The 23,778-nt window shown below is 55.5% G+C and carries 14 protein-coding genes and 1 pseudogene; 7 read left to right on the plus strand and 8 right to left on the minus strand.

Translation table 11 applies throughout. From position 1 onward, the window contains the following. Window positions 1-1,642: 1,642 nt before the first annotated feature. Both K7A42_RS12635 and K7A42_RS12640 read left to right on the plus strand, forming a co-directional pair. Window positions 1,643-2,098 carry a pyridoxamine 5'-phosphate oxidase family protein gene (locus tag K7A42_RS12635; protein WP_107341176.1) on the plus strand — a complete coding sequence of 152 codons (456 nt, stop codon included), beginning with the start codon at window positions 1,643-1,645 and terminating at the stop codon, window positions 2,096-2,098. Between the two features lie 196 nt (window positions 2,099-2,294). Then, on the plus strand, window positions 2,295-3,071 hold the full coding sequence (locus tag K7A42_RS12640; RefSeq protein WP_282455316.1) for a DUF2971 domain-containing protein: 777 nt from the start codon (window positions 2,295-2,297) through the stop codon (window positions 3,069-3,071). Window positions 3,072-3,434: 363 nt separating this feature from the next. Here the strand turns inward: K7A42_RS12640 and K7A42_RS12645 are convergent, their stop codons facing one another. Next, a complete protein-coding gene (locus K7A42_RS12645; RefSeq protein WP_153775671.1) occupies window positions 3,435-6,131 on the minus strand; it encodes an autotransporter outer membrane beta-barrel domain-containing protein in 2,697 nt (898 codons plus the stop codon). 738 nt (window positions 6,132-6,869) lie between these two features. Next, window positions 6,870-10,154 (minus strand): IPT/TIG domain-containing protein, encoded by a 3,285-nt coding sequence (locus K7A42_RS12650; protein WP_282455317.1) that lies wholly within the window; start codon window positions 10,152-10,154, stop codon window positions 6,870-6,872. Window positions 10,155-10,294: 140 nt separating this feature from the next. On the opposite strand from K7A42_RS12650, the gene K7A42_RS12655 reads away from it, so the two are divergent. The 3 genes and pseudogenes from K7A42_RS12655 to K7A42_RS12665 all read left to right on the plus strand — a co-directional run. Then, complete coding sequence (locus K7A42_RS12655) at window positions 10,295-12,364, plus strand: sensor histidine kinase (RefSeq protein WP_282455318.1); 2,070 nt, start codon at window positions 10,295-10,297, stop codon at window positions 12,362-12,364. 62 nt (window positions 12,365-12,426) lie between these two features. Then, on the plus strand, window positions 12,427-13,194 hold the full coding sequence (locus K7A42_RS12660; RefSeq protein ID WP_153775674.1) for a response regulator transcription factor: 768 nt from the start codon (window positions 12,427-12,429) through the stop codon (window positions 13,192-13,194). A 201-nt stretch (window positions 13,195-13,395) separates the two neighbouring features. Further along, window positions 13,396-13,574, plus strand: a pseudogene (locus tag K7A42_RS12665) (nitrate ABC transporter substrate-binding protein); the annotation flags it as partial. A gap of 513 nt (window positions 13,575-14,087) precedes the next feature. On the opposite strand, the gene K7A42_RS12670 reads toward K7A42_RS12665, so the two are convergent. Beyond that, entirely contained in the window at window positions 14,088-14,681 is a 594-nt protein-coding gene (locus K7A42_RS12670; RefSeq protein ID WP_112416851.1) for a nitroreductase family protein, read from the minus strand. Between the two features lie 403 nt (window positions 14,682-15,084). Between K7A42_RS12670 and K7A42_RS12675 the strand changes: the two genes are divergently transcribed. Beyond that, window positions 15,085-15,984 carry a LysR family transcriptional regulator gene (locus K7A42_RS12675; RefSeq protein ID WP_112416852.1) on the plus strand — a complete coding sequence of 300 codons (900 nt, stop codon included), beginning with the start codon at window positions 15,085-15,087 and terminating at the stop codon, window positions 15,982-15,984. A gap of 198 nt (window positions 15,985-16,182) precedes the next feature. Here the strand turns inward: K7A42_RS12675 and K7A42_RS12680 are convergent, their stop codons facing one another. From K7A42_RS12680 to K7A42_RS12700, 5 genes are all read right to left on the minus strand, one after another. Beyond that, window positions 16,183-16,743 (minus strand): hypothetical protein, encoded by a 561-nt coding sequence (locus K7A42_RS12680; protein ID WP_282455319.1) that lies wholly within the window; start codon window positions 16,741-16,743, stop codon window positions 16,183-16,185. Between the two features lie 202 nt (window positions 16,744-16,945). After that, window positions 16,946-18,400, minus strand: a complete 1,455-nt coding sequence (locus K7A42_RS12685) for an aldehyde dehydrogenase family protein (RefSeq protein ID WP_282455320.1) — start codon at window positions 18,398-18,400, stop codon at window positions 16,946-16,948. A gap of 125 nt (window positions 18,401-18,525) precedes the next feature. Further along, window positions 18,526-19,605 carry an MBL fold metallo-hydrolase gene (locus tag K7A42_RS12690; protein WP_282455321.1) on the minus strand — a complete coding sequence of 360 codons (1,080 nt, stop codon included), beginning with the start codon at window positions 19,603-19,605 and terminating at the stop codon, window positions 18,526-18,528. A 43-nt stretch (window positions 19,606-19,648) separates the two neighbouring features. Beyond that, window positions 19,649-20,767 carry an NAD(P)-dependent alcohol dehydrogenase gene (locus tag K7A42_RS12695; protein ID WP_282455322.1) on the minus strand — a complete coding sequence of 373 codons (1,119 nt, stop codon included), beginning with the start codon at window positions 20,765-20,767 and terminating at the stop codon, window positions 19,649-19,651. Between the two features lie 262 nt (window positions 20,768-21,029). After that, window positions 21,030-21,884, minus strand: a complete 855-nt coding sequence (locus K7A42_RS12700) for a pirin family protein (RefSeq protein WP_322784273.1) — start codon at window positions 21,882-21,884, stop codon at window positions 21,030-21,032. Window positions 21,885-22,089: 205 nt separating this feature from the next. Here K7A42_RS12700 and K7A42_RS12705 point away from each other — a divergent pair, with 205 nt between their 5' ends. Continuing rightward, window positions 22,090-23,769, plus strand: coding sequence for an MFS transporter (locus tag K7A42_RS12705; protein WP_282455323.1), 1,680 nt, complete (start codon window positions 22,090-22,092; stop codon window positions 23,767-23,769). The last annotated feature ends 9 nt before the right edge of the window (window positions 23,770-23,778 follow it).

The raw sequence follows: 23,778 nt of genomic DNA on the forward strand, positions 1-23,778 counted from the left end.
CGATCGATCGTAATAACAATATCATGATATTGTTATTACGATCGATCGCCACTCAAATCTGAACTCCATCCCAATCAAATCCATCTCGCTCATATAGTTTCTACGCATAATAATTCTCCTTTCATATCAGCAAATTCAACATAAAATTCATATATTTGCGCGTAATTGGCCCGCAATCCGCAAATCGCAGGTCCATAAAATCAGTCTTGCTCGCAGATTCTCATCCGCTTTCAGTCAAAAATATACAATCCACCAGCGCATATTTTATATGTTTTATGTTGGTTATTATATAAATATATGTTTATGGAGGTCGCCCAGATCGCAACTGGCCTGCCCTCTTGCTATCGGCCATCGACTCAAAGCTCCCCTTCTGGTCGCGTAAATATTGCTTCTTGAGATTCCGATTTAGAAGCTTTGCCCTGGCATAGAGAGATCGTGCCAGCCTCCTCCTCATCAGGGCAGTATCTGCGCGAGTTGCAAGGACGTACATTTCATAGAGAACCATTTGAACACACCTTTCCTATCACGCGACGCAGCTGCGACCGTGTTGTGAACTTCATCTCTTTTCCCCATCAGCCTTTCAGCTCGATGGGCATTGCAACGGGGCACTGAAAATTGCCGCCTGTGGAAAATAAAGACACTTATCAGTGCCCCGCTTCAGCGGTTTATGCCTGCCAGAGCTTATCCTTCAGCCAATGCGTTTCGGAGAAATAGAAAGGCCCACCACAAACCAGATTCCATCTCTCCTCCGGTCACTGCCAGACGGTAATCTCTGTCAGCACCCGAAATATGAGAGTGACGCCTTTCTCTCACAACCGGCGCTGGCTCCGTTTCAAAACCGGAACGTCTTCCGGCTCTTCACACAACAAGGGCAGTATAAGTGAGGCACACGGGGCGGGGATGAACGGGAACAAAAAATCGTTGGTGTGAGGTATTTTCCCGTTCCGAATGTGCGTTATCCCTCTACGCGGCTACTCGCTCGGACTCCCGCTTTATGAGGGGGCGGCCAGAATTATGGTCGGGACTTCCTCGTTAAAGCACGAGGCGCGTCGTTCTAGGTCGGACAATAATTGAGACAATACGTTCTGGTCCTCATCCGTTCGCAGAATATAACTTGCAAGATGACTGGGTTCGCACCTGTTCGAGTATCGAGTGTTTTATGGCAAGGGCTATAGGCGTATTGTCGGTTTCGACACGAACGGCCCTCGCTGAGGCCTTTGACAGGGCAACCAGCGCCATGCGCTCAGGTGATCCCTCAGAGCCCGTGGCAGTCTTCACCTTCTCTTCGCCTGCACAGTTTTTCCATCATCACCCACAAACGTGATCATCACAGCTGCCTCCCCCACGGGTCAACCGCTATATGACAAGACTTTCCTTTTAACAGGCGTCTGTCTGGCACTCATTATATAAACCTGCCGCTAACGATCGCCTTCGCGCTTCAAAAATTATCAGCCTGGCCGAAATTTTCGTCAGTGAACAATGCTTCGCTCACGGTCGAGATATGGAAGCCTTGGCTTCCCGAAGGCGAGCAGTCCCTCGCGAACAGCCCGTATTTCTCACGTATCACGGTCATGCGCTGCGACCGGCGGAACCTCAGACCTCAAAAATGGTTGAATTCGTGATGTAAGAAAAGGATTGACCAATGAAGATAAGCGAGCTCTCCAGAAAACTCAGCAAGATCGACTTCTGCATGTTCAACACACACGATCCCGCCGGGCAGATCAATAGTCGACCAATGAGCAACAACGGCGATGTGGAATATGATGGTGACTCATGGTTCTTCTCCTATGAAGACACGAAGAAAGTCCAGGAGATAGTCAAAGACTCATCGGTTACACTGACTTTCACTGCTCCACCCGGTATTCTTGGCAAACCGGGAATATTTGTTTCTGTCAACGGTCAGGCGAGCCTGATCAGAGACAGGCCCGAGTTCGACGCCCATTGGACTAGTGGACTGGACAGGTGGTTTCCGCAGGGCGCCGACACACCACGTATAGTTCTGATCAAGGTGTCGGCACGCACGATCGAGTTCTGGGATGGCGAGGAGAATGGAAAAATCGAACTGGCAAGCGATGCCGCCATGAAAGGTGCGGTATGAGTGACGCAGCTTGTCGAGCTCGACCCGGGATCTCGGCAACTGAACGTCCTCAGTTGGGTTGGAGCCTGTCTACGACTAATCTAACCTGTCTCCCAACTTTCTGGGCAGATCCGGAATCGAGGAGCTTTCCAGAGCATGCCGGGTCCACGCGCCGTGATGCATCGGCGTCACATCCTGGGGCCAGTAATGCAAATGAATGACGCTTTGGAGCTGGAATTTCACGCCGTCATTCCCCGTTCACTATCTTAATGACTCGGAAGAATTTTCCTACGGTCTCCGCTATTTGACCGAAGAACTTGCCTCGGAAGCGGGCCACGCAGACCCCACCGAAAAAGTCGTCCTTCTTCGGGCTATCGGGCTTGTGGAAATATACCGACAAAGATTTGTCTATACGGTTTCATTTGCCGAAGACGATGACCTGCTCAGCCAATGGCGAGGCTATAGCGGCGGCGGCGGGATATGCCTTGGTTTTGTGGTCAGCGACTTGCAGAAAATCGCTGCAAGGGCAGAATTTCGGCTCATACGCTGCATCTACGAACAATCGCAAAAAGCTCTACTCGCTAAAGAGTTCGTTGCCAATTGGCTGGCGGCCATCCGAGTAAAAGTGGTGTTGTCAGATCATGACGTCGATCAATCGGCCCACGAACTGGTCACGCGTTACCAGCAACTCGCCTGCGCCTTCAAGGACCCGTCGTTTCGTGAAGAGAACGAGTGGCGCCTTGTCTCAAAATTCGTCCCGCTGGATCATCCTTCTGTAAAAGTGCGATGCACGGCGACGATGCTCGTCCCCTACTTTGAAGTCTCGCTTGACCTCGACCCCAAAGGGGAGCGTGGTAGCAATATCGGAATCGACAGCATAGTCGTAGGGCCGAGCTCACAAAGAGAACGCAACCTTCAAGCTGCCGCTATAGCCGTAAGAGCTTTTAGCGAGATCAGTTTAAGTCTGTCGGAGATACCCTATCGGTCGCTATGAAGCGTGTTTTGCCAAGAATGTAATGGAGCCGGCCAACCAGACCGGCGATCAACGCCACGACAGTTGTCCCGACTGTGCACAGCTCTACAGTTGCATCGGAAGGGCCAAAGCGTCGGCCGCCCCAAATGAAAATGGAAAAGGTTACGGTCACTTAATTCGAGCAAGATAGTGAGGCATAGTCGGCCTGACATTTTCACCCTGACTGAATATCATCGTTCGCCTTGGTCGAAGCTGCAGGATAATGGAGGCCTAATTATTCGAACAGTAAATCGGACGGAGGCAGGTTTGTGTCACATTGCGGGAAGAACAGCGACGTCGCGGACTTCGTTGTCGGCCGCAACCAAATCATATCAGTTTCTTTAACTACCAGACGATACGTGCTCCTACCCGTCCCGAGAATGCACGGAAGTCTTCGCCTCCCAGATTAAACTCGTATGAGGCATTGGCGTAAACGGACGTGTTTTCTGATACTTTCGACGTAAAGCCAAGGCCGAGTTCCAGGCTTGTTTCCTCCCAAGATGGGCGAAGAGTCGTCTCATTGAACCGGATCGTATCCGTCGCCTTGAACTGGTGCCAGACATTCGCCAGTAAAAACGGGTTAAAGGGGCGCTCGTTAATCGTGTAGGCGCCTTCGAGGCGCATGCCGATCCGGCCCGTCCAGGAACTGTTATTGTCATAGGCGATACGACCACCCGGATCGTTGGCGTCGTTGAAGTTTTGATATTGCCAGTAAATTTGCGCTTGCGGCTCGATCACCCAGTTTTCCGAAACGCCGAACTTCTTGCCGGTCTCCAGCGACGCTGTCCATTCCCGCCCGTGGAAGTTGGCGCTGTAGCCCGCCACGGATTTCGTATCGATGTTCAGCCAAGAGTGCATCAGGACGGCATCGACATAAGACTCGTCTTCCCAGGTATGCGTCCAGTAGGCACCCAGATTATAGGAATCGACATCGATATCGCCGATTTCGATCACGCGATTGTAGATATTGCGCGCGCGCATGTCGCCCCAACCGCGCGCATAACCAGCCATAAGGCCAACTGTGTCCAGCTGCCCATCCTCATGCTCGGCGCGGTAGACCGGGACGCCAAACTGCAGGCCCCAGTGTTTACCATTATAGCGCTGGTCGGCAAATGAACTGAGGTCCTGACGATAATGGTCGCCGAAAAACCGGGTCCATACAATGTCCCTGCCTGCCTCATCGCTGAACCAGGACTGTTCGCCATGGCGTTCATGGAACGTGCCGAGCGCAACACGCAAGAGACCACGAACGACCGTTGGCGTCGCGCCCAAGATTGGCACTTCGGGGCGGATCAAGGTGACGCTGTCACCGTCGCCGCTACCACTTCCCGCGCCTCCGCCGCCACCGCCAGAACCGCCGCTTCCACTGCCGCCGGAACCGCCGTTGCCACCGTCAGCTTCTTCGCCATTTTCGTCGCCGCCCCCAGGCAACAACCATTCCGGAAGATCCGGGTTGCTTGCGTCGATGCCCAGGAAATTGTTTCGCAGATACCAGTTATTATCGGTTCCGGCTGTCACGCCGCCTCGGACCAGCTGGTATTCATAAACACCGGCTGAAACGCGTCGGGCAAGATTGAAGGTACCTGCGCCGGTTGTTCCGCCATTTATCGCCTCGACAACGAGGATACCATTTTGATTGGTTTCGGCACCGCTGCCACCGACATTGGTGACGACAAGACCCGTGGCTCCGCTTGTCGTTCCGCTCGAAATCACCAGCTTGTCGGAGGGTGCGTCATCGCTCGCCAGCACCGTATTGATCCAGAGCTGCCCGCCGAAGCCGCGATAGTTGCCAATGACGGAAAGACTGTCCGAGGTCGAATTCGAGCCACTTGTCAGATCGATGACACCGAAGTTCTGGACCTGTGCTAGATTGCCGCTAACCGCCGGCGATATGCTCCAGGTCCCGCTGCCGGCCCTCAGATAGCTTGAGCCATCGATGACCAAGCCGCCTGCCAGCGTTCCCGTGTCGCCCAACGTCAGATTGTTGTTCATCGTCAGCTGGGATCCGTTCGTCAGCTCGATCCTTTCCCAGTTTATCAAACGGCCGGGGTTGCTGCCCACGGTGTTGGACCAAGTCAGGACATCGTTACCAAAGCCGCCGTCAATCTGGATGCCCCTGAGATTGGTATCCGTGAGCCCGGCAAAATAGGCTGTGTCGTCATCGGTCCCCATGTCGATGCCACCGATCAGGCCGCCACTCCAGTACATGCTGTCAGTACCGGAACCTGCCCCCAGTGATCCCGTCACCTCGCCGCCGTAGAGCAGGAAACGGTCGTTGCCGTCATCCTGATTGACGGTTGCGCTGACACGTCCGCCACGCATGTCGAAGACATCCTCGCCGAAGCCTTGCGACACGCTGCCATTGATCTGACCTGGATCGTAATTGATGATGGTGTCGTCACCCGTTCCCAGTGCAATAGTGCTTTGGATCGTGCCGTAGTTCTGGACGTAAGTCTGACTTGCGCCGGTCACAAAGATACCGCTGTTGAGCGATGCGCCCGCATTATTGGTGACGGTTGTCCGCCCATCGCCGTTCACGGTGATGCCATTGTTCAGCGTGCCGTCATTGGTGACGATATTGACACTGTTACCGGTGAAGCTGAAAGCGGAGTTGATGAAGGAGTTGGCGAAATTATGGACGGTGTAATTACCGCTGCCATTCACCACCAGTCCGCCATTGATGGTGCCACGATTGTCGAACATAAGGCTGTTTGCATCGGTAATGGCAACGCTTTGCAGATTGCCTGAGGAGTTTACAGCTAACGCGCCCATGGCAGTGGCAGTAAATGGCCCGTTGAGGTTGGTACCCTGCTCGATCTGTACATTCAGCGCGCCGAGCCCGGCCGTTGTGAAACCGGCGGGGTTGCCGTTACAGACGACGGTATCGCCGGGCGAAGGCAAGAGCGGCGAGCAATCGGCAAGCGCCGTAGCCGAGAAAGGCAACGTCAGAGCCAGTGCGGTCAAAGGTAAGCTTAGTTTCGAAAGACCTTCGCGGCGCGATGAAAAGGACAATTGCTCGGTGTCGTGTCGGATATCACACATCAACGCCCCCGTGTATGATTTGCCAACCGATCAAAGTGTGCATGATAGGTTTACAGCCGCCACATTAGCCTCGCAGATCAATCTCTCGCCGCGTCTATTGTAGACAGTGCGGAGAAATCGAGTATTTTCGAATTTAATTGAAAGCTTACTAAACGCAACCACCACGAGTTGTGACATTTGTCAGGTTAGTTTTGGGGGTTTCCGGTGTTCATGTTGCGCCCGTGATGGCAGCTTTGATCGGGTTCGCGGCCTCAACTTGGCGAGCTGCTCTTCCACTGTTGATCGGCGCGTCCGTGACCAAGAAGCGCTGTCAGTGCCTCCGTGGGCGTGCCGGCGACCGCCAAAACGCACATCTTTTGCGGGTTCGCGGTTCTCGGGCGCTACGGGTTTCTGTCAAACACTTATAACCTTAACACGCGGGCACGCCGTCATATGTTTTTGGCAGATCCTTATAACTGCATCACCGAGCGCGAAAAGGAAGCTGTGCGCTGAAAGAGATCGACATCAGCTACTGAACGATGTTCGCGGAGCTGACTCAACGAACCCTCGATGCTCGATTTGTGGAGGACTTTCCCTTAGACGGATGGTTCGTGACTGTAACCGTCAAAGTTCCCCCCAACGCCGCATAACGAAGTTTCGATGGTTGTATCGTTGTCTCTTTCCACGTCTTCGCCCCGACATTGGAATGTGCCCCTGACATGATATCGAAACGGCCTTGGGTTTAAAAGTTCGTGTCGGTCAAAATTGTCTTCCAGCAGCAACCCTCGCTCCGACGGATTTCTGACCCTCACCTTCGATGTTGAAGAGCAGGCTTGCATCGAGTGTCCACAACTCTTCCGTTTGCAATGACAGGCCGGCTTTCGCCGTGCCGAAAGCGCCCGATCCATCGAGAGCTGCAAAACCTCCCGTTACTGCGAAGCTTGGTTTGAGCGTTGCGCCGCTTTCGAGCGTGAAGGAGCGAGCGATCTCGGAGCCAATGCTGATCCGGAACTGCTTCGCATCGAGTCCGTCGATGGTAATGGTGTCGCCTGCGGCGTTTCCGATAGTGTAGTCCTCGACCTTTTCTGTGAAATACACTGCTCGGAGCCTCGGCGTCAGCGTTGTAGCGTTTCCGAGATCCCACTCGCCTTCGATCGAGGTATCCGCCATCCAGCGCTTCGTCTCGAACGACCCGTCCCAGAACAGTGTATCGATATCGTTGGACGATCCGCCATAGAGCAGGCTGCCGTTCCAGAACAAGCCCTTGCCGATTTCGAAAGACGCATAAGGACCGGCCAGCCAGCCATTCCCCTTCAATTGTGCGTCTTCATCGGTCGGGCTGGTCATGTGGTCGTAATGGAAGGAGAGGCCGAGCAGCGCCTTTTCGCTCAGCAGATAGTCGGCGCCTATATTGATCATGGCGAAGCTTCCCCATTTGCCGCCGTTGATATCGTTGTCATTGTGGGCAAGGACGGAGCCGTCGATCCAGATATTGAAGGCAGAGGAGTAACTGCCGGCAATGCCATCCGCGCTGTTTCGTGCCGATTCAATCTGGACAAGACTGGTGGAGAAGTGGGCCGTCATGCCGTTTTCGGACGGTGTCAGGCGTGCAGTAACGGGATCGGTGGCCTCGGCCATCCGCCGCCGCTCCAGAAGACCTGGAACATGGATCATGGAGGAGATCATGCTCTGGCGACTTTGGACGAAACTGCGCACCAACCGATCGGTGTCGGATGCGACCTGCTCTGTATCATAGGCGATGTTGTAGGTCACTGTGCCGGTGTTGGAGACGCCGAGAGCACTTGTCAGCCTGAACCCTACACGAACCTGCCCTTTATAGGCCGGGTTCGGTGTGAACTGAAGATACCATCCTATCGGTGTCGTTACGGGACCGCTCTGTGCGAGTTGCCCCTGGATAATGGCCGCAGTGCCGGCATTTGGCGGCTCTACGAAGGTCAAGTCGGCTTGCACGAACGGGCCGCCGGTGGCGCCACGGTTAAGATACACATCCGCAGGCGAAGAACCGGCCTCGACTGTGACGACCTTATCAACAACGGTTACGGCACGCGCCTTAACTTCCATTGTGTAGCTCGCCATTCCGGTGGCTCCGCTGCCATCCCGTACCTGAATGGTAATGGCGTAACTTTTCGCTTCGGCATTCGCATCCAATGGGCCTGTCAGTTCACCGGTCGAAAGGTTGAGCGTCATACCATCAGGAAGTGCACCAGCGACCAGGCTATAAAGAAGAGCGCCGTTGCCGCCCGTTGTGCTGACAGGCTGGCTGTATTCTTCACCGGCCATGGCGTCTTTCAAGGCGCCGGCAGGTGGCGTGAACACGAAACTGGTCTGCGAAGCAACAACTGTCAGTACATAGCTGGCTGAACCGATGTGATTGTTCGCGTCAACGACTGTAACCGAAAATTCATAGGTTCCCGTCGCCGTTGGCGTTCCGGAAATGGTCCCCGTCGCTGGGTTGACGGTGAGGCCTGCCGGCACCGACCCTGATGTTTCGAAGTGGAACGGCGCCATTCCACCCATTAAGGAAAGAGTTTGATTGTAGGCAGTGCCCTTCGTCGCCTCTGCTAAAGCTCCGCTCGCCGGCGAAATGGCGATTGGCTCGGCGAGATAGGTGAAGCTGTTGACCAGAATATCATCACCACCAGGTGTACTGACAGTGACATTGGACGGACCTGCCGCATGCGGCGGTGTCTTTGCCGTGATCGTGGTCGATGAAACGACTGTAACATCGGTTGCCGCCACGCCACCGACACTCACTCGCGTCGTCCCGGAAAGGTGTGTGCCTGTGATGGTAACGGCGGTGCCGCCCGCCGTGGTCCCGGTATTTGGCGTAATGCCGGTAAGGGTCGGTGCTGCCGCGACAACCATTATGGTGACAATTGCCTCAGCCGATGTGCCATCAATATTGCTGGCGGTATAGGTAAAGCTATCGGGGCCCAAGTATCCGGCCGCGGGTGTATAGGTTATCGACAGTCCCGACGCGGTTGCGGAGCCATGGCTCGCCTGCGTCGTGACAGCGACCGAAGTCGCTGGCCCCCCTGTCACATCCAGTGCAATCATGTTGTCGGAAGAATCCACAACGACGCTTTTGGAAACCGCGTTGGCGACCGGCGGATTTGCGGCGACATAGGTGAAGCTGTTGACCATAACGACTGTACCGCCCGGCGTGGTCACGGCGACATTAGACGGACCTGCAACATGAGCTGGTGTCGTTGCTGTGATTTTGGTCGATGAAAGGACTGAGACGTTGGTTGCGGCCACGCCGCCGATGCTGACGCCCGTCGCACCTGTCAGGTTCGTACCTGTGATGGTAACGGAAGTCCCACCCGTCGTTATGCCAGTGCTCGGCACAATTGCGTTGATTGTGGGTTCAGCTACAGCAGCAGAGCAAACGATCGTAACGCCGCTCAGATGACCTTTTGCGTCAACAATGATGCCGAGGCCATCTGTACTGAGGGTATTATGGCTTCCAGAATGTGGGCCAGCGGACCCCGAATAAGTGGAGTATTTATAGAAAACGGTACTGCTGTCGCGATTGTTTAATCTGATCTGACCGGAGTTGAATTCTGGAACAGTTTTCGGATCGGTGCCATTGTCGGTGAAGGATACGGTAATCGTCTCACCTGCTGCAAAATCGGATGCAGGAAAATTCGCAGAATAGCTCGTTGTTCCGCTATTGCTGTTGAGCGTCGTGCAGGCAGCTGAGAGCGCAAATGCGGGAGTGGTTATTGCCGCAATACCGGCCATAAAAAAAGCGGCGAGAACAATCGCCGAAACCCCAACCTTCATGAAATTCAAAACGAATGACGTTTTTGCGGAAAGGTAAGTTGCACTGGTGCCATTCATTTCTGAGTGTGTCCGCCGGTTCTGTATGGTGGGAACAAGATCGCCTGGTTCCACACGCGTTAAATTGGTTCGCCAGGTTTCGAAAGAGCGCAATCGAAACGGATTGGTACGGATTGGAACGATAGTTGTGCTTTGCCGGTAACATCGGGCCGCTAATGCAACGCAGAGCGCGTCCGGCACGCAGAATCAGGTATCAGCATGGGTTACGTTCGAGCGAGCGGCCAGGCCGGCAAGGCAAGGGCAGGCTTGATCAGCAGAGGAAGAATGAGTTACCGGCTGCCCGCTGAAAGCACAGGCTTTTCTTGCTCCATGATTGGATGATGTCGATACTAAGGACCTGTTTTACATTAGTGCTCGCGCTATTTTTGGTAACGGCTACCGCCAGCGCAGATAGCGACGCTGCCGATATGCGGGTTCTGACTGTGCCACCGGACGCGCAACGGTCACTTTCTCTGGACGGCTTCATCGGTGTCGCCCTATTTAAGGACGAAACCGTAACATTGCCGGACGTACTCAAGCGGCCCTTTCTCTTTTCGCCAATTGCCCGACACGACATCAATCTGGGTTTCGTGCAGACGTCAGCATGGATGCGCTTTGCACTCGCGCTACCTCCGCAGGCGGAGGGCTCGCAGAACCTGCTTCTGTCCCTCATGCCAAATTTCACGGACGAGCTTGAAGTCTACGTTGGCGTTCAAAAAGAGGGCATGACAGCAGACGACTTCAATCACTACGAAATGGGAGACCACTCCCCCCGATCGCAGGTGCACTTCAATACCTCCGCAAATATACTCCCTCTGGAGTTGGATCCAGGCGAGACCACCATCATCTACATCCGCGCGCGCAATCAGGATGCGAGTCTGAATGTTTCTGCAGAACTGCTGTCCACGTCCGATTACGAATATAGGTCGATTATTCAAAACATCGTTCGGGGCATGTGGTTTGGCGGCATGTGTATATTGCTCGTTATCCAGTTCTTCTTTTTCTACTTCGACCGCAAGAAATTTTATCTCTTCATCGCCTTGGATATCCTCGCGGTGATCTCAACTTACTTTGGGAGTCTGGGTCTGGCGCGTCTGCTGTTCTTCGACGCTGGCGGCCTTGGCAACGACTATCTTACAAGCAGCTCATCATGGTTCGGGCTCACATTTGGCGCCATATCAATTGCCGCCATTTTGGAACTCAGTCAGCGGTATCCACGCATCAATTTTCTTTTTCGTTGCGCCGCAATCGTTGGGATTATCGGAGTCGTCTGTGTATTCATCGGTGTGAACCGGTACTTCACGCTCGTTGCCGGGCCGGTGATCCTGCTGCTAACGACAGCCGCTATGATCGTAGCAATTCTTGATTTCGTCCGTCGGCGCGACGGGCAAAACGGGCTTAACCTTTCGGCCTTTACGGCACTTTGGCTCGGGTTGATCATAACGAACAGTCAGCGATACGGTGTCTTGCCATTGCCAAGCTGGTTTGCCGGTTCGTATGCGCTCGCGAGCATCGTGCACTTCACACTGTTGACCGGTTCACTGTCGGTACGGCTTCGAAATGCGGAGGCTGCGACGAGGGAGGCTGATCGTCGCGCCCTTGAGATAGCAACCGTCTCAGAACAAAAGGCCAAAAATCTAGTTCGAGAACGCACGCTCGAACTAGAGAAAGCGAAGCTTCTGGCGGAAACAGCACTTGATGCCGAATCGAAGGCACAGGAGCAACAGGTTCGCTTTATGGAAGTGATTTCGCACCAGTATCGGACACCTCTCGGGGTAATCAAGGCCAATCTTGAAAGCGTTCGTCTGACCTTGCCAAACAGTGATGTTGCCAATCGCGAGCGGCTGGACAGAGCGAGTGCCGGCGTCAAGCGCCTTATCGAGGTCCTTGAAGTCAATTTAACTCGAAGCAGGCTGCAAGGTCCGAGTTACAAGCCGACTTTCTCGAAAACGAAGGTGACTTCGCTGATTGACGCGGCGTTATCTATCGCGCGTGACCTTAATCCAAGCGCTAAAATCACCATTACAGTCGACAACGTTTCCGAAGATACCTTTGTGTTGGCTGACAAGGATATGCTGCGGCTGGCGTTGGTTAACCTCCTGGAGAATGCGGTCAAGTTCTCGGTTCCGACCGGTAAATCTACCGTCGAGCTAAATGCGGCGTGCCATGACGAAAAAATCTTCCTGCGTGTGACGGACCAAGGTATCGGCCTCAAAGACGGAAATATGGACGAACTGGTAAAAATCGGCGCCCGGGGTGAGAATGTCGGTTACATTGAAGGAACGGGCGTTGGATTATCGCTTGTTGCGCGTACCGTTGAGACCCACAATGGTAAGTTTATGCTTTCTAACCGGGCCGAAGGGGGCACTGAGGCAGCTATCGTGCTGCCCGTATTCGATAAATTCGACTAGGACATGTCAACTGGCGCGTTTTCCCGCTTCCGGGCCATAAGAATATCAAGGAGTTATATCATTTGTGGAAGCAAGGCCTCGACCAGTCATCGGAGAACTTGAAAGCAAAATCCGAAAGCGAGAGGCAGGTCGTTCGTGTTGTTCTCGTTGAGGATGACTTCGAACTGAGACAGAGCCTTACAGATTTTCTCCGGCTAAACGGATTTTTTGTCACCTCAGTTGGAAGCGGCTCAGAGTTCGCATCAGTTATTCAAGCAGGTGTATTCGATGTTGCTATCGTAGATTTAAACCTGCCAGACACTAACGGCTTTGAGCTGACGCGTTTTTTGACTGAAAAGACCGATCTTGGAGTTATCATCCTGACAGCTCGCACTCTTCGTGATGACAGGATCCGTGGGTATGCGGAGGGAGCGAATCTATATTTCACCAAGCCGGTCGACGGAGACGAATTAGTATATGCCGTAAGAAATCTGAGGGATCGCATAAGGCGGATCGAGAACAGCCGAGAGCCCGCTCATACGTCGCGACCAATATGGCGTATCGATTGCGCGAGCTGGCGTCTCTTTTCTCCCCAAGGAATTGCGATAAAGTTGTCTTCTCGAGAGGCAAAGATGATCCTTTGCCTGGCAAAGGCGAGTGGTCGTATCGTTTCCAGGGCTGATTTAACATCGGCAATGGGCTATCTGGATCTGAACCCCGAAACTCGAAGTCTGGATGCAGTGGTCCGTCGACTGCGCTCCAAGGCAAGGGACGCAGGCTTGGATCTGCCAATCCATGTCGCACACGGAGCTGGCGTCGAATTCTCTGTCGAAATTGACATCATGAAGTAATCGGCTTTGCGCCAAAGCAGGTTCTCACAACAATGGCGTTTCCTGGCGGCGTCCGGAACCACTGATTGAAGTCACAGAAAGTCGGGGAGGATGCCAGATGCACTGCCGCTATCCTGAAAGGGAATATCCCGTCGCGACCGCAATTCGGGCATGTGTTGGTCCTGGTTGGCATTCTATAGAACGATCCGCGGGGCGTGTTAGCGGACGTCGGAAGTCGCTTATTTCAACGAAGTCGGCTACGTGCGCGGCATGCATCTTATCGGGTCCAAGGCGCACATCGTGCGCGAATACCCGTGGGTGATGGACGAACTGAGCGAACTCATCGACGCTTCGCAGCGCATGTGGCTCAAAAACGCGAGAAATACGTCGATACGACGCCTCCGGTGCCCGCTGCACCTCGTCTATGATGGCGGTATTAATCTGACGAACGAAGCCGACTGGATCGGTCTTTGCTGATACTAAGGTCGTTTCGTTATCTAACTTGAAATACGGACGATCTGTCTGGAACAGGGTTGAGCCAACGTCGTCTTGCCACACTGACGCGGTCCGTTCACAAGTACGAATGGCGAACTCGCTCGGCTGTGCCTCTCGGAGAAAGGAGGTCAGAAGGACTCCCCCTTTCAATATATTTTTCCTCCTAGTCGCTACCAAATTCCAGGATTGCCGATACGTTCAGGTCGTAGTTGACATGCGTCTAATTCGGATCGCAACTTCCTCCGTTCCGGGAACTTGATAGGAACGGGCCAGCTATCGGGAAGAGTGAGCGGAGGTCTGTTGGAGTGGCAATTCAAATCGTATTGTTCTTGATGGCATTTGAACCTTGAAACTGCGGTCCAATTTGCCTAAACATCTAGATACATTATATAATCAGGCATCGCCGTTCTTCGGCAGGTCTAGCGAAAGAAGCTTCGAAAGCGATCACCATCGGCGATAGTCGTCTTTGCTGGAAAAGGTGCCTCGTTGGAGCCGAACGGCATTTGCGCGCGTAACCGCCATGTCTCCGGTATGTCCCAATGCCTTTTGATCTTTGCGTCAACCAGCGGGTTGTAGTGCTGAAGACTGGCTCCAATTCCCACGCCGGCAAGCGCGATCCAGACCGAAAGCTGCGCCATCCCGGAGGCTTGCTCGGACCAATCTGGAAAGTGATCAGCGTACAAAGGCCACTGATCCTGTAATATCCTGACCACATTTCGGTCCTCGAAGAAAAGAACTGCGCCTGCTCCAGCAGCGAAGCTGTCGATTTTTCTGAAGGCGTGCATCTTAGGCTCTCCTTCAACGATATGACTCAACTCCGATTTCACGATGTTCCAGAGTTTCTGATTTTCATCGCGGTGCAGGATCACAACGCGCGAACTTTGCGAATTAAAGGCTGAGGGTGACAGGCGAACCGCCTCGCGAATAATTGCATCAATCTCTTTGTCAGAGAACGCGATGTTTTTGCCCAGAAAATACTGTGTCCGACGTTTTGCAAGAAGTTGCACCGTCATACTGCGGCTATCGGGATTATGCGTTGGGAGGTTCAATTTTCTCTCCTGGCTTTTCTATCAATTCAATCATGCGACCCCGATCATGGGAAAAATAGGCTGCCAAAGCGAAACCCATTGTTGCGGAAAAAAGAACGATGCCAGCACCCTATGCAGCGTTATGCGATCCGCCAAGGTGAGGTCGATGCGGCAACGCTCCAATGAGCCGCTGCAGCCATACTGCTCGGTTTCCAGGGCGACGGCGGACACCTAATTTTACCAAGCACGGAACTTGCCCGTTTCGTTTATTCAGCTCGACCTGCAGGGGTCGCTGTAGGACGTCAGTGTGAGCACCGAACGTGGAGACTTGACAATTTCGCGCACCCGATGTTGCAGTAGCCGCACTTACCTGAGGGGGGAGTTGCTAATGTCGGAACCTGAGTCTGTCGAGATCTTGGACTTGATCTCCTTCATTCGGGTGGTCGAAACTGGGAGTATCGCTGGTGCGGCTAGCCGTTTGGGTATCGCTAAATCGATCGTCAGCCGCCGGGTCAGTCGGTTGGAGAATTTTCTAGGCGCAACGCTCCTCACACGTTCCCAGAAGGGAACAACCCTTACAGACGTCGGCCGCGAGTACCATGTAAGAGCAGCATCTGGGTTGGCCGAACTGGAATCAGCGCAGGAGATGGTCGTAAGGTCGACGACCGAAGCATCTGGTCAGGTTAGAGTTTCGGTTCCCGTCGCTTTCGGAGAGTTCTGTCTCGCTCCGCTGCTGGCAGAGTTTGCCCTCCTCCACCCAAGGATCCATTTCGACGTCCGCTTTGAAGACCGTCAGCCGGATCTTGTCGCAGAGGCGTATGATTTGGCCGTACGGATCGGAAGCATACCCGATTCCGCGCTGATCACGAGAAAACTTGCAAAGGTACGTTGGGCTGTCGTCGCCAGTCCATCCTATCTGGAAGCCAGAGGGCGCCCCTCAAAGCCCGCTGAACTGGCTGCGCACAACGCCATACTCTACTCCTTCGATACGGTCAGCTGGCGTTTTCAAGGTCCGGATGGATGGGAACAAGTCCGCGTGAACTCACAATTCCGCACAGACAACGGTCAAATGATGCTTGCCGCGGCGCGCGGCGGACTTGGTATCGTGGTACTGCCCCTCTTCATGGTTCAAGAGTCGCTTGCCAGAGGTGAGCTCGAAGTCGTCGTCCCAGGCTATAGTCACGCGGGAGCAGATTTGCACATATTGATGCCACCAGCGCGCGCAGGCATCGCTCGAGTGCGCGCGCTGGTGAACTTCCTGTATGAGAAATTCGAACGTGAGGTGTAATGACTGCCGCTCGTCGAGCTCAATAACCGCCGCCGGGAGTTCAAGACACGGCACCTTTAAGACCGGCTACTCTAAGTCTCAGAAACCCAAGGTGCCGTAATCCTAACGTCCATTGAAGATCACGACCGGCAAGGAGAACCGCAGGACCAGGCGGTCTTGACCGGATAGCGGGCGGTGGCTCCGTATTGCCGATGGCTTTCAAGTGGCCGTGCCAATAAGGCGGGCGAGCGAAACCTTAGCCAAATCGCGGAATTCCTGCCCGACTTGCGAAAGTGGATCGGTGACGCTGACACGCGGCTTGACGGAGGCCGCTATACGATCGCGCAGATCGGGGTCGGAAATGCTGGCATGTTCGACCAGTGCGCGGATAACAGTGTCGGTTGCGAACTTCTGAGCACTTAGCGCAAGGGCAGATTTCTCGCGTCTCTCTATTTCGAGTTCCGCATGGCTCTCTGCCTTTCGGCGTCTCGACCGAATTCCGCGTTCTTTTTCCCAATAGCGGGCCGTGCCGCGCCCCAAATAGAGTATTTCCCAGGCGTGGTCTGGATCACCACCCTTGGCCGTGTCCGCATTCGCACCACACACGTGCAAAAACAGCTGACGCATGGCGGCATCCGCGAAGTAGGCTTGGGCGGTGGTTGGTGGTCCAAGTGGCTGAAATGCAGCCTCCGATTCCTTTGCCGCCTGGATGATGGCTGCATGTATCGCATCCATCATAGTTCTTTCCGCCTGCTTCAAAGCGTCGACCTTGTCTTGCAAATCATTATCCTCTCGGAAGTTGCTGTATTCAATCAGAGGAGATGCCGACCAATTTTGTCAGATGTCTGCATCGGTCAGCCAAACTGGATTGGTAACATTAAGTGGAGATTACGCCGGAAGACCGAATGCGAATTTCAATTGAAGCTCCAGCAATCGATGCGCTGGCTTGAAGGAAGCACACCTTCTGACCAACTGGCTCCTTTTATCGCAACAAACCCGGCTTAAGAGCGATGTGCTTGTACTCGATAAAGTCCTCGATTGCGGCAACGCCGTTCAGCCTCCCGAGACCGGATTGCTTGAAGCCACCCTCCTCTGTCCCGTCATACACCTTGGACCAGTCGTTGACGAACACGCTTCCCGCTTCAAGCGCCTGTGCGACCCGCAACGAGCGATCGAGGTCGCGCGTCCAGATCGAGGCGGACAGGCCATAGTCGTTATCGTTTGCCAGCGCGACGGCTTCCCGCTCATCTGAGAACCGCTGGATGGTTATCACAGGACCGAATGTTTCCTGCTGGACGACCGGCAGGCCGTTGTCGGAAACCTCCAGCATCGAAGGGCGAAAAAAAGCACCTTTCGCCGAAGGGCCTTGTGTCACGGGACCTCCGCGAACGACCGCAGTTGCACCCGTTGACAGCGCATTTTTCACCACGTTATCGACGCGGGCGACGTTCTGCTTATCGATTAGCGGCCCCATGTCGCTTGCCGGATCGGATGCCGGCCCGACTTTGACGGCACGCAGCCGTTCGGCGAGGCCGTCGCGGACCCGTTCGTAGATCGAATTCTGTACGAGCAGCCGCGAGCCCGTCATACAGAACTGGCCGGCAAAGATGGTCAGTGCCTTTTCGAGAACCGGTAGCGTGGCGTCGATATCAGCGTCGTCAAATACGATCATCGGAGCCTTGCCACCGAGTTCCAACCCGAACCGCTTCATCCTCTTCGCACCGACGGCACCGATGGCACGGCCGGTTTGCGTGCTTCCCGTGAAGCTGATTGTCGGCACATCGGGGCTTTCAACCAGAAGCGCTGCGCCCTCCGAACCGCTTTCGATGAACATGTTCAAGATACCGCCCGGCAGGTCGTTCGCTTCCGCGAGGATCTCGGCAAGGACGCTGGCGATCTGCGCTGCCTGGCCGGGCATCTTGACGACGACCGCGCAGCCGGCAGCAAGTGCTGGAGCGAAGGAGCGGACCGCAAGAATGACAGGAGAATTCCAGGGAACGATAATCCCCGCTACTCCCATCGGCTGGCGCAGAATCACGGAGAGGCTGCCGGGCTTGGGCAATGTCGCTCGCCCTGCCTCCGTACGAGCCATAGCAGCCCAGTATCGAAGCTTGCTCGGACTACCATCGATCTCCAGCGCCGCCTCGCCGAGCAGTTTGCCGTTTTCAAGCGAGAGGATGTCGATCAGGCGCTCGCGATTTCGCTCGACTGCCGATGCCATCTGATCGAGCACCCTTGCACGAAGCTCAGCATCGTCGCGCCAGGCGGTTTCGCGGAATGCGCGTTTTGCGGCTTCGATGGCAGAGTGCGCGGCCGCTCCGCCATCATCGGGATAATCTCCGATCGTCTCATATGTCGCTGGATCGATGGAGCGGCCGCGTTTGGAAGATGAGACAAAGGTGCCGTCGATCCAGTTATGTGCGGAAAACGTGGTCATTGACTTGTCTTTCTGACGTTGCAAGGGTGCGCGAGATCTGACCCGCCCTTTGAGTGGCGACCTCCGCGTATATCGGGGCAGGCCTTGCCCGCCCGATTCCGGGTTGGGGTGGCGGACGAACCCGGTCAGGTCAGGAACGGTGGCGGATTTTCGCCCCGCAAACGATAATTCGGCCGGGGCCTTTCCAGGCGGATAGATTCCAGCACGGTATAGGCGTGGTATTTCGTCTGGGTCGTCACGCCGGCAAGCCGCTCGGACCAGAGCTGGCCATTGCTGCTCTTCTTTTCCAGGACGTATTTCGTGGCGAAATTGGCCATAGAATTGATCCAGTTCTCGGTGCCGGAAAACACCTGGTCCCAGCCGGCGCCCTCCAGGATGCTCACGAGCGCATCCGACCGGCTGAATCGAGCCACGGCCGCCTGCGCTCCGTCGAGGACGTCCTGGAAATATTCGATTGAAGCCGCGACCGTTTCCGGCGTCCCGTACTTCATGTGATGGCCGGCGACGAGGAAATCGAAGTCATATTCCATCAGTTGCTTCTGGGCTTCGTACCAGCCAGTGATATTTTGCGATGCGTCGCAATGCATGAAGGTGGCGCTGCCGGGGCTGACGATATCGATGACGGTCAGTACCTTTTGCGCCGGCGCATAGATGAAGATATTGCCGGGGCAGTGGTTCTCGCCCTTGTAGGAGAGTTCCAACGTCACCCCGCCGACGACAAGCAAATGATCCTTGTGGAATGTCAGGGTTGGCACCGGTCGGTTTGGATCGGGGAACCGCTCCAGCAATTCCCTGGTGATGTCGTGCGCGACGATCTCGACATCCGGCCCGAAAACCGAAGCGGCACCGATGTGATCGGTGTGCCAATGGCTGTAGATCACGTGCGTTACCGGCTTGTCCGTAACGTCTTCGATCGCGGCCAGCATGTTTTCACCGATCGTCGGCGGTGCGTCGATAGCGACGACACCATCGCTGGTCACGACGAAGGCCGCGTCATAGCCGCCGCTGGTGACCCAATAGAAACCGCCACGAAGCTCCTCGACATGGTAGCCGAGCCTCTGGAAGCGGTCGGAGGAGAAATACTCAGGATAATATCCCGGCGGATCAGCCGGGTGCTCCCCGGCCTCCGGAAAGCCGTAATGGTCGATCCCGAAAAAGTTGGGCTCGTCGGTTGCTTTGATCAGCTTCTGGTGTCGGTCGCACATTTACTCAATCCTCAATGTTCGCAATATCGAAAGAAGTGGGTGGTTAAGCGGCTTGCGGGGGAAAGCGCAGGACAGCCTTGATCACGCGCCCCGCCGCGACATCGTCAAACGCCCCGTTGATGTCGGCGAAGTCGTAGAAAGTGAGCAGCCTGTCGAAGGGAAAACGACCGTTTCGATAGAGACCGACCAGTTCCGGGATCATCAGGCCGGAAATGGCATCGCCCTGGATAATCCCGATGAGGCTTTGCCCTACCGTGAGCCGGGATGCGTCGACAACCGCGCCCGAATGGCCGTTGAAGGCGACGAAACCAAACTGCCCCATCGGAGCAAGAGCGCCTATGCCGGCATCGAGGTTCTCCTTCCGACCGCTCGTGTCGAGAACGTATTCGACGCCGCGAGAGGTGATATCCCTGATCGCCGCGGCTACATCGGTTTGCTCACGCGGGTTGACGCAATGTGTCGCGCCGAGTTCGTTAGCGAGCTTCAGCCGCTCGGCATTGACATCGATGGCGATGATGATTGCCGCATCGGCGACCTTGGCAGCCATGATTGCAGCCAGTCCCACCGCCCCTACTCCAAAGATCGCGATCGAAGCACCGACCGGCACGTTGAGCGCCTTCAAGACGGAGCCGGCGCCGGTCTGAAAGCCGCAACCGAGCGGCCCAAGCAGTTCAAGCGGCACGTCGTCCGGGACTTTGACGGCATTGCGCTGATGAGCGAGCGCATAGGTGGAGAATGAGGACTGACCGAAGAAGTGCGCATTGAGCCTGTTCCCGTCGGACGCTGCAACGCCGATCGTTCCATCGAGCCTGGCGCCGGCGAAATTCGTTTCCCAGACGTGGTCGCAGTAGGCCGCATGGGAAGACATGCAGGGCTTGCAGTGGCCGCAGGAGTGATAGGAAAGAACGACATGATCGCCGGGCTTGAGATGCGATACGGTCGATCCGACGCGTTCAACGATGCCGGCGCCTTCGTGGCCGAGGATCGCGGGGAGCGGCGTCGGCATGAGCTGTTGCCTGACATACGCATCGGTTGCACAGATGCCCGTAGCAACCATGCGGATGAGCACTTCGTCGGGGCGCGGCGCCTCAAGCTTCACTTCACGGAGGATGAAGGGGCCGTTTTTTTCTTCCAGTACGGCTGCGGTGGCGGATTGGGTCATCTGTTCCTCCATGGGCTGATTGCGGATACCGGGGCGAGTGATCCCGCTCACGGACCAGGGGCGATCCATGTTCGGAAGGCTTGATGAAATCCGCTTGAGTTTCGAACGAGTGGTGGTGAAGCGGCTTGTGTTCTCAGCCCGTTTGCGGGTCTGCTGTTCGCAAACATATCCGTGCTGTCGAACGGCTAAAGACAGCAATGGCGGAACGTCGGGTTGCTGATAACGAAACCCCTTGTGGTTTCGTGGCGGCTGGAAAGCGAGATCAGGCAGGTCGCATCGTGCCGGCATTCGGGAATTTGCCTTGGCGGTATGCGGCATAGTAGCCGGCAAGCTCCTCTTTGGAGCCTGCGATAAATGGGCCTTGTGCTGCGACATGGATTTTTTGCGGTTGGCCTGCATACAAAAGCACGCGCGCGCCATCTTCACCCGCTTTCAGCCTTATGGCGCTTTCACCGTCAGTTGCCACCGGATTGGTCCAACCGACCTTATCCGTCGTTAGCGTCGTCGCTCCGGTGCCTGCTTCGATTTCGCCCGCGATGACCACCACAAAGCCATTATAGGATGACGGCAAAACCTGCTCAAACTCGGCTCCCGCCTCAAGCCGAATGTCGACCAGGGTTACGGGCACGGCATTCTTCGTCGACGCGACGATCCCTGCCGAGCGGCCGCTGTAAACGGTCGCCACGAAGCCATCGCCGCGGTGTCCCGGCATTTTATCGCGCCTCAGGATCTGCACCCTTGGCGCCATATTGCGGTCCTGCTCGGGAAGAACCAGCCATAGCTGAAACAGACGCATTCCTGTCGAGACCTGGGCATCTTCCGAATGGACGATGCCGCTTCCGGCGGTCATCCACTCCACATCGCCCTCAATTAGACGCCCACCGGTATCTGCCATCGTGCCGTCAAGCATGAACGTAACAGTCTCCAGGCCGGCATGTGGGTGAGCCTCGCCGAATTGCCCCTCTCCGGTCACATGGTCGTCCGCCATCAAGAAGAACGGATCAGTTGCGGAAAAATCTCCTGGCGCGACGACGAGGGCCGCCTTGTGCCGCTCGCCTGCGAAACCGGGCCCGAGAGGCGGTGTCCTCGTAATCCTGCTGATGGACCTGTGAAGCATCTTTGCCTCCTGAAGTTAAGGGCGCCCATCCGCTCTATTGCGAATGAAGGGCGCGTCGAATGATGTCGCTGATTTTGAGCGAATGACTGCTCGCAGCAAGTCGCGATAGTTCGAACCTTATGTTGCCAAACCAGCAACGCCGCAGGCCATGGAAGTTGGGTTAGACTGCGGCGGATTGATGCGGTCAATCGAACAAGAGAGCACGATGATGAGACTGACGCGACGAGTTGGCAGCTTTTTCCGTGAGGAAACATGGGACTTTCCCGAGCATGAAAGACCAGTCGTCGCTGGGTCGCCGGCGACGCCTGAGCATGCACTGACGCTGCGGACCGCCTATGCCCTCGTTGCAATTCTGGTCGGCCTGACAGGCGGGCTTGGCAACGCGCTGGTCATGGTCAACATCACGGAACTACAGGCAGGCTTGGCGTTGAGCTCCGTTCAAGCGGCCTGGCTGCCAATGGCCTATGCCATGACCAATATTTCCGCCAATCTGGCGCTGATCAAGCTCCGGCAGCAATATGGCCTGCGTGTATTCACGCAACTCGCCCTTGGCCTGTATGCCCTCCTCTCCCTTACCCATCTGTTGACCGCAGATCACTGGCTCACACTTGCCATCCGGGCTGCAAGCGGCTTTGTTACAGCAGCGTTAACGCCGTTGTCCTTGTTCTACGTGATGCAGGCCCTTCCAGGCCGTTGGCGCATCCGGGGCCTCATACTTGGCCTTGGTATCTCGCAATGCGCGTTCCCGCTCGCAAGCGTCATCTCGCCATGGCTGTCTGTCAGCGCGCATTGGCAGTCGATATTTCTGTTCGAAGCCGGGCTTGCATTTCTCTCCTTCGCCGCCGTCGGTGCATTTCGGCTGCCACCCGCCGAGCGAGAGCGTGCATTCGAACCTTTGGATTTCCTCACCTTTCTGCTTTTGGGTGGAAGCCTCGCTATGATTGCAGCAGTGTTGGGGCTCGGACGACTGGAAGGATGGTTCGAGGCGCCTTGGATAATCTGGTTTCTGTCACTTGCGCTTCCAGTGATCATCACCGCGCTGATACTCGAGAACGGCCGGACCACACCTCTCCTCAACCTGCGTTGGCTTGGGAGCGGTGATATTGTCCGCTTTGGTTTTGCAATTCTCATGGCCAGGATCGTCCTTGCCGAACAGAATGTTGCAACCAGATTTTTAACGGCGCTAGGAGGCAGCGACGAACACCTCAGAGCACTTTCGATCGTCACCTTTGTCGGCGCTGTTGCGGGCGTGATCGTGAGCGCAATAACGGTAAATGTCGAAAAACTGGCGATGCCCATGACGCTGGCGGTCACCGCGATAGCTGCTGCGACACTTGCTGACAGTTACGCCACGAGCCTTGACCATCTGCCCTGGTTTTACCTGTCCCAAGCGGTGATCTCATTCGCGGCCATGTTTTTTCTTGGGCCCGCGCTGGTGTTAGGCATCACGAGCGCGCTGCAGAAAGGCAGCCGAGAACTCTTGAGTTTTACCGTCCTGTTTGGGGCAGTCAATTCGATGGGCGCTCTCACCGGCCAGGCCTTGTTCGGCGCCTGTATCGACGGCATCGCGATTGCTTCGCAAAATTGGGTCCTTGCCCAACAAAACGCCTTGCGCCTGGCGGCGGTGTTGGCTTTCTTAACCGCGGCCTATCTGGCTGTGCTCCTGGCAATTCGCATTCGCCATAAGCTGGAGGAAATTCGCCGTGATAAACACATGTTCACTAACGGTGCTGCCCATATCGATCCGGTTGGTCCGACCAAGCGGCAGTCAGGAATGCCTTGGCACCCGCCGACGCTTTCGTTTCAGGCGCGAGTGGTCTTGAGCGCTATTGCGACAACCGGGGCAATACTTCTTTTGGTCGCAGTGTGGCCGCAGGAGCGGTAGGCGATATCC

Origin of the sequence: Agrobacterium sp. InxBP2 (assembly GCF_026191755.1) — a bacterium.
GTDB classification, from domain to species: domain Bacteria; phylum Pseudomonadota; class Alphaproteobacteria; order Rhizobiales; family Rhizobiaceae; genus Agrobacterium; species Agrobacterium pusense.

Coding starts and splice junctions, on each gene's coding strand:
- K7A42_RS12635 (WP_107341176.1), top strand. CDS start 1,643: ATGAAGATAAGCGAGCTCTCCAGAAAACTCAGCAAGATCGACTTCTGC.
- K7A42_RS12640 (WP_282455316.1), top strand. CDS start 2,295: ATGACGCTTTGGAGCTGGAATTTCACGCCGTCATTCCCCGTTCACTAT.
- K7A42_RS12645 (WP_153775671.1), bottom strand. CDS start 6,131: ATGTGTGATATCCGACACGACACCGAGCAATTGTCCTTTTCATCGCGC.
- K7A42_RS12655 (WP_282455318.1), top strand. CDS start 10,295: ATGTCGATACTAAGGACCTGTTTTACATTAGTGCTCGCGCTATTTTTG.
- K7A42_RS12670 (WP_112416851.1), bottom strand. CDS start 14,681: ATGACGGTGCAACTTCTTGCAAAACGTCGGACACAGTATTTTCTGGGC.
- K7A42_RS12675 (WP_112416852.1), top strand. CDS start 15,085: ATGTCGGAACCTGAGTCTGTCGAGATCTTGGACTTGATCTCCTTCATT.
- K7A42_RS12685 (WP_282455320.1), bottom strand. CDS start 18,400: ATGACCACGTTTTCCGCACATAACTGGATCGACGGCACCTTTGTCTCA.
- K7A42_RS12690 (WP_282455321.1), bottom strand. CDS start 19,605: ATGTGCGACCGACACCAGAAGCTGATCAAAGCAACCGACGAGCCCAAC.
- K7A42_RS12695 (WP_282455322.1), bottom strand. CDS start 20,767: ATGACCCAATCCGCCACCGCAGCCGTACTGGAAGAAAAAAACGGCCCC.
- K7A42_RS12700 (WP_322784273.1), bottom strand. CDS start 21,884: ATGCTTCACAGGTCCATCAGCAGGATTACGAGGACACCGCCTCTCGGG.
- K7A42_RS12705 (WP_282455323.1), top strand. CDS start 22,090: ATGATGAGACTGACGCGACGAGTTGGCAGCTTTTTCCGTGAGGAAACA.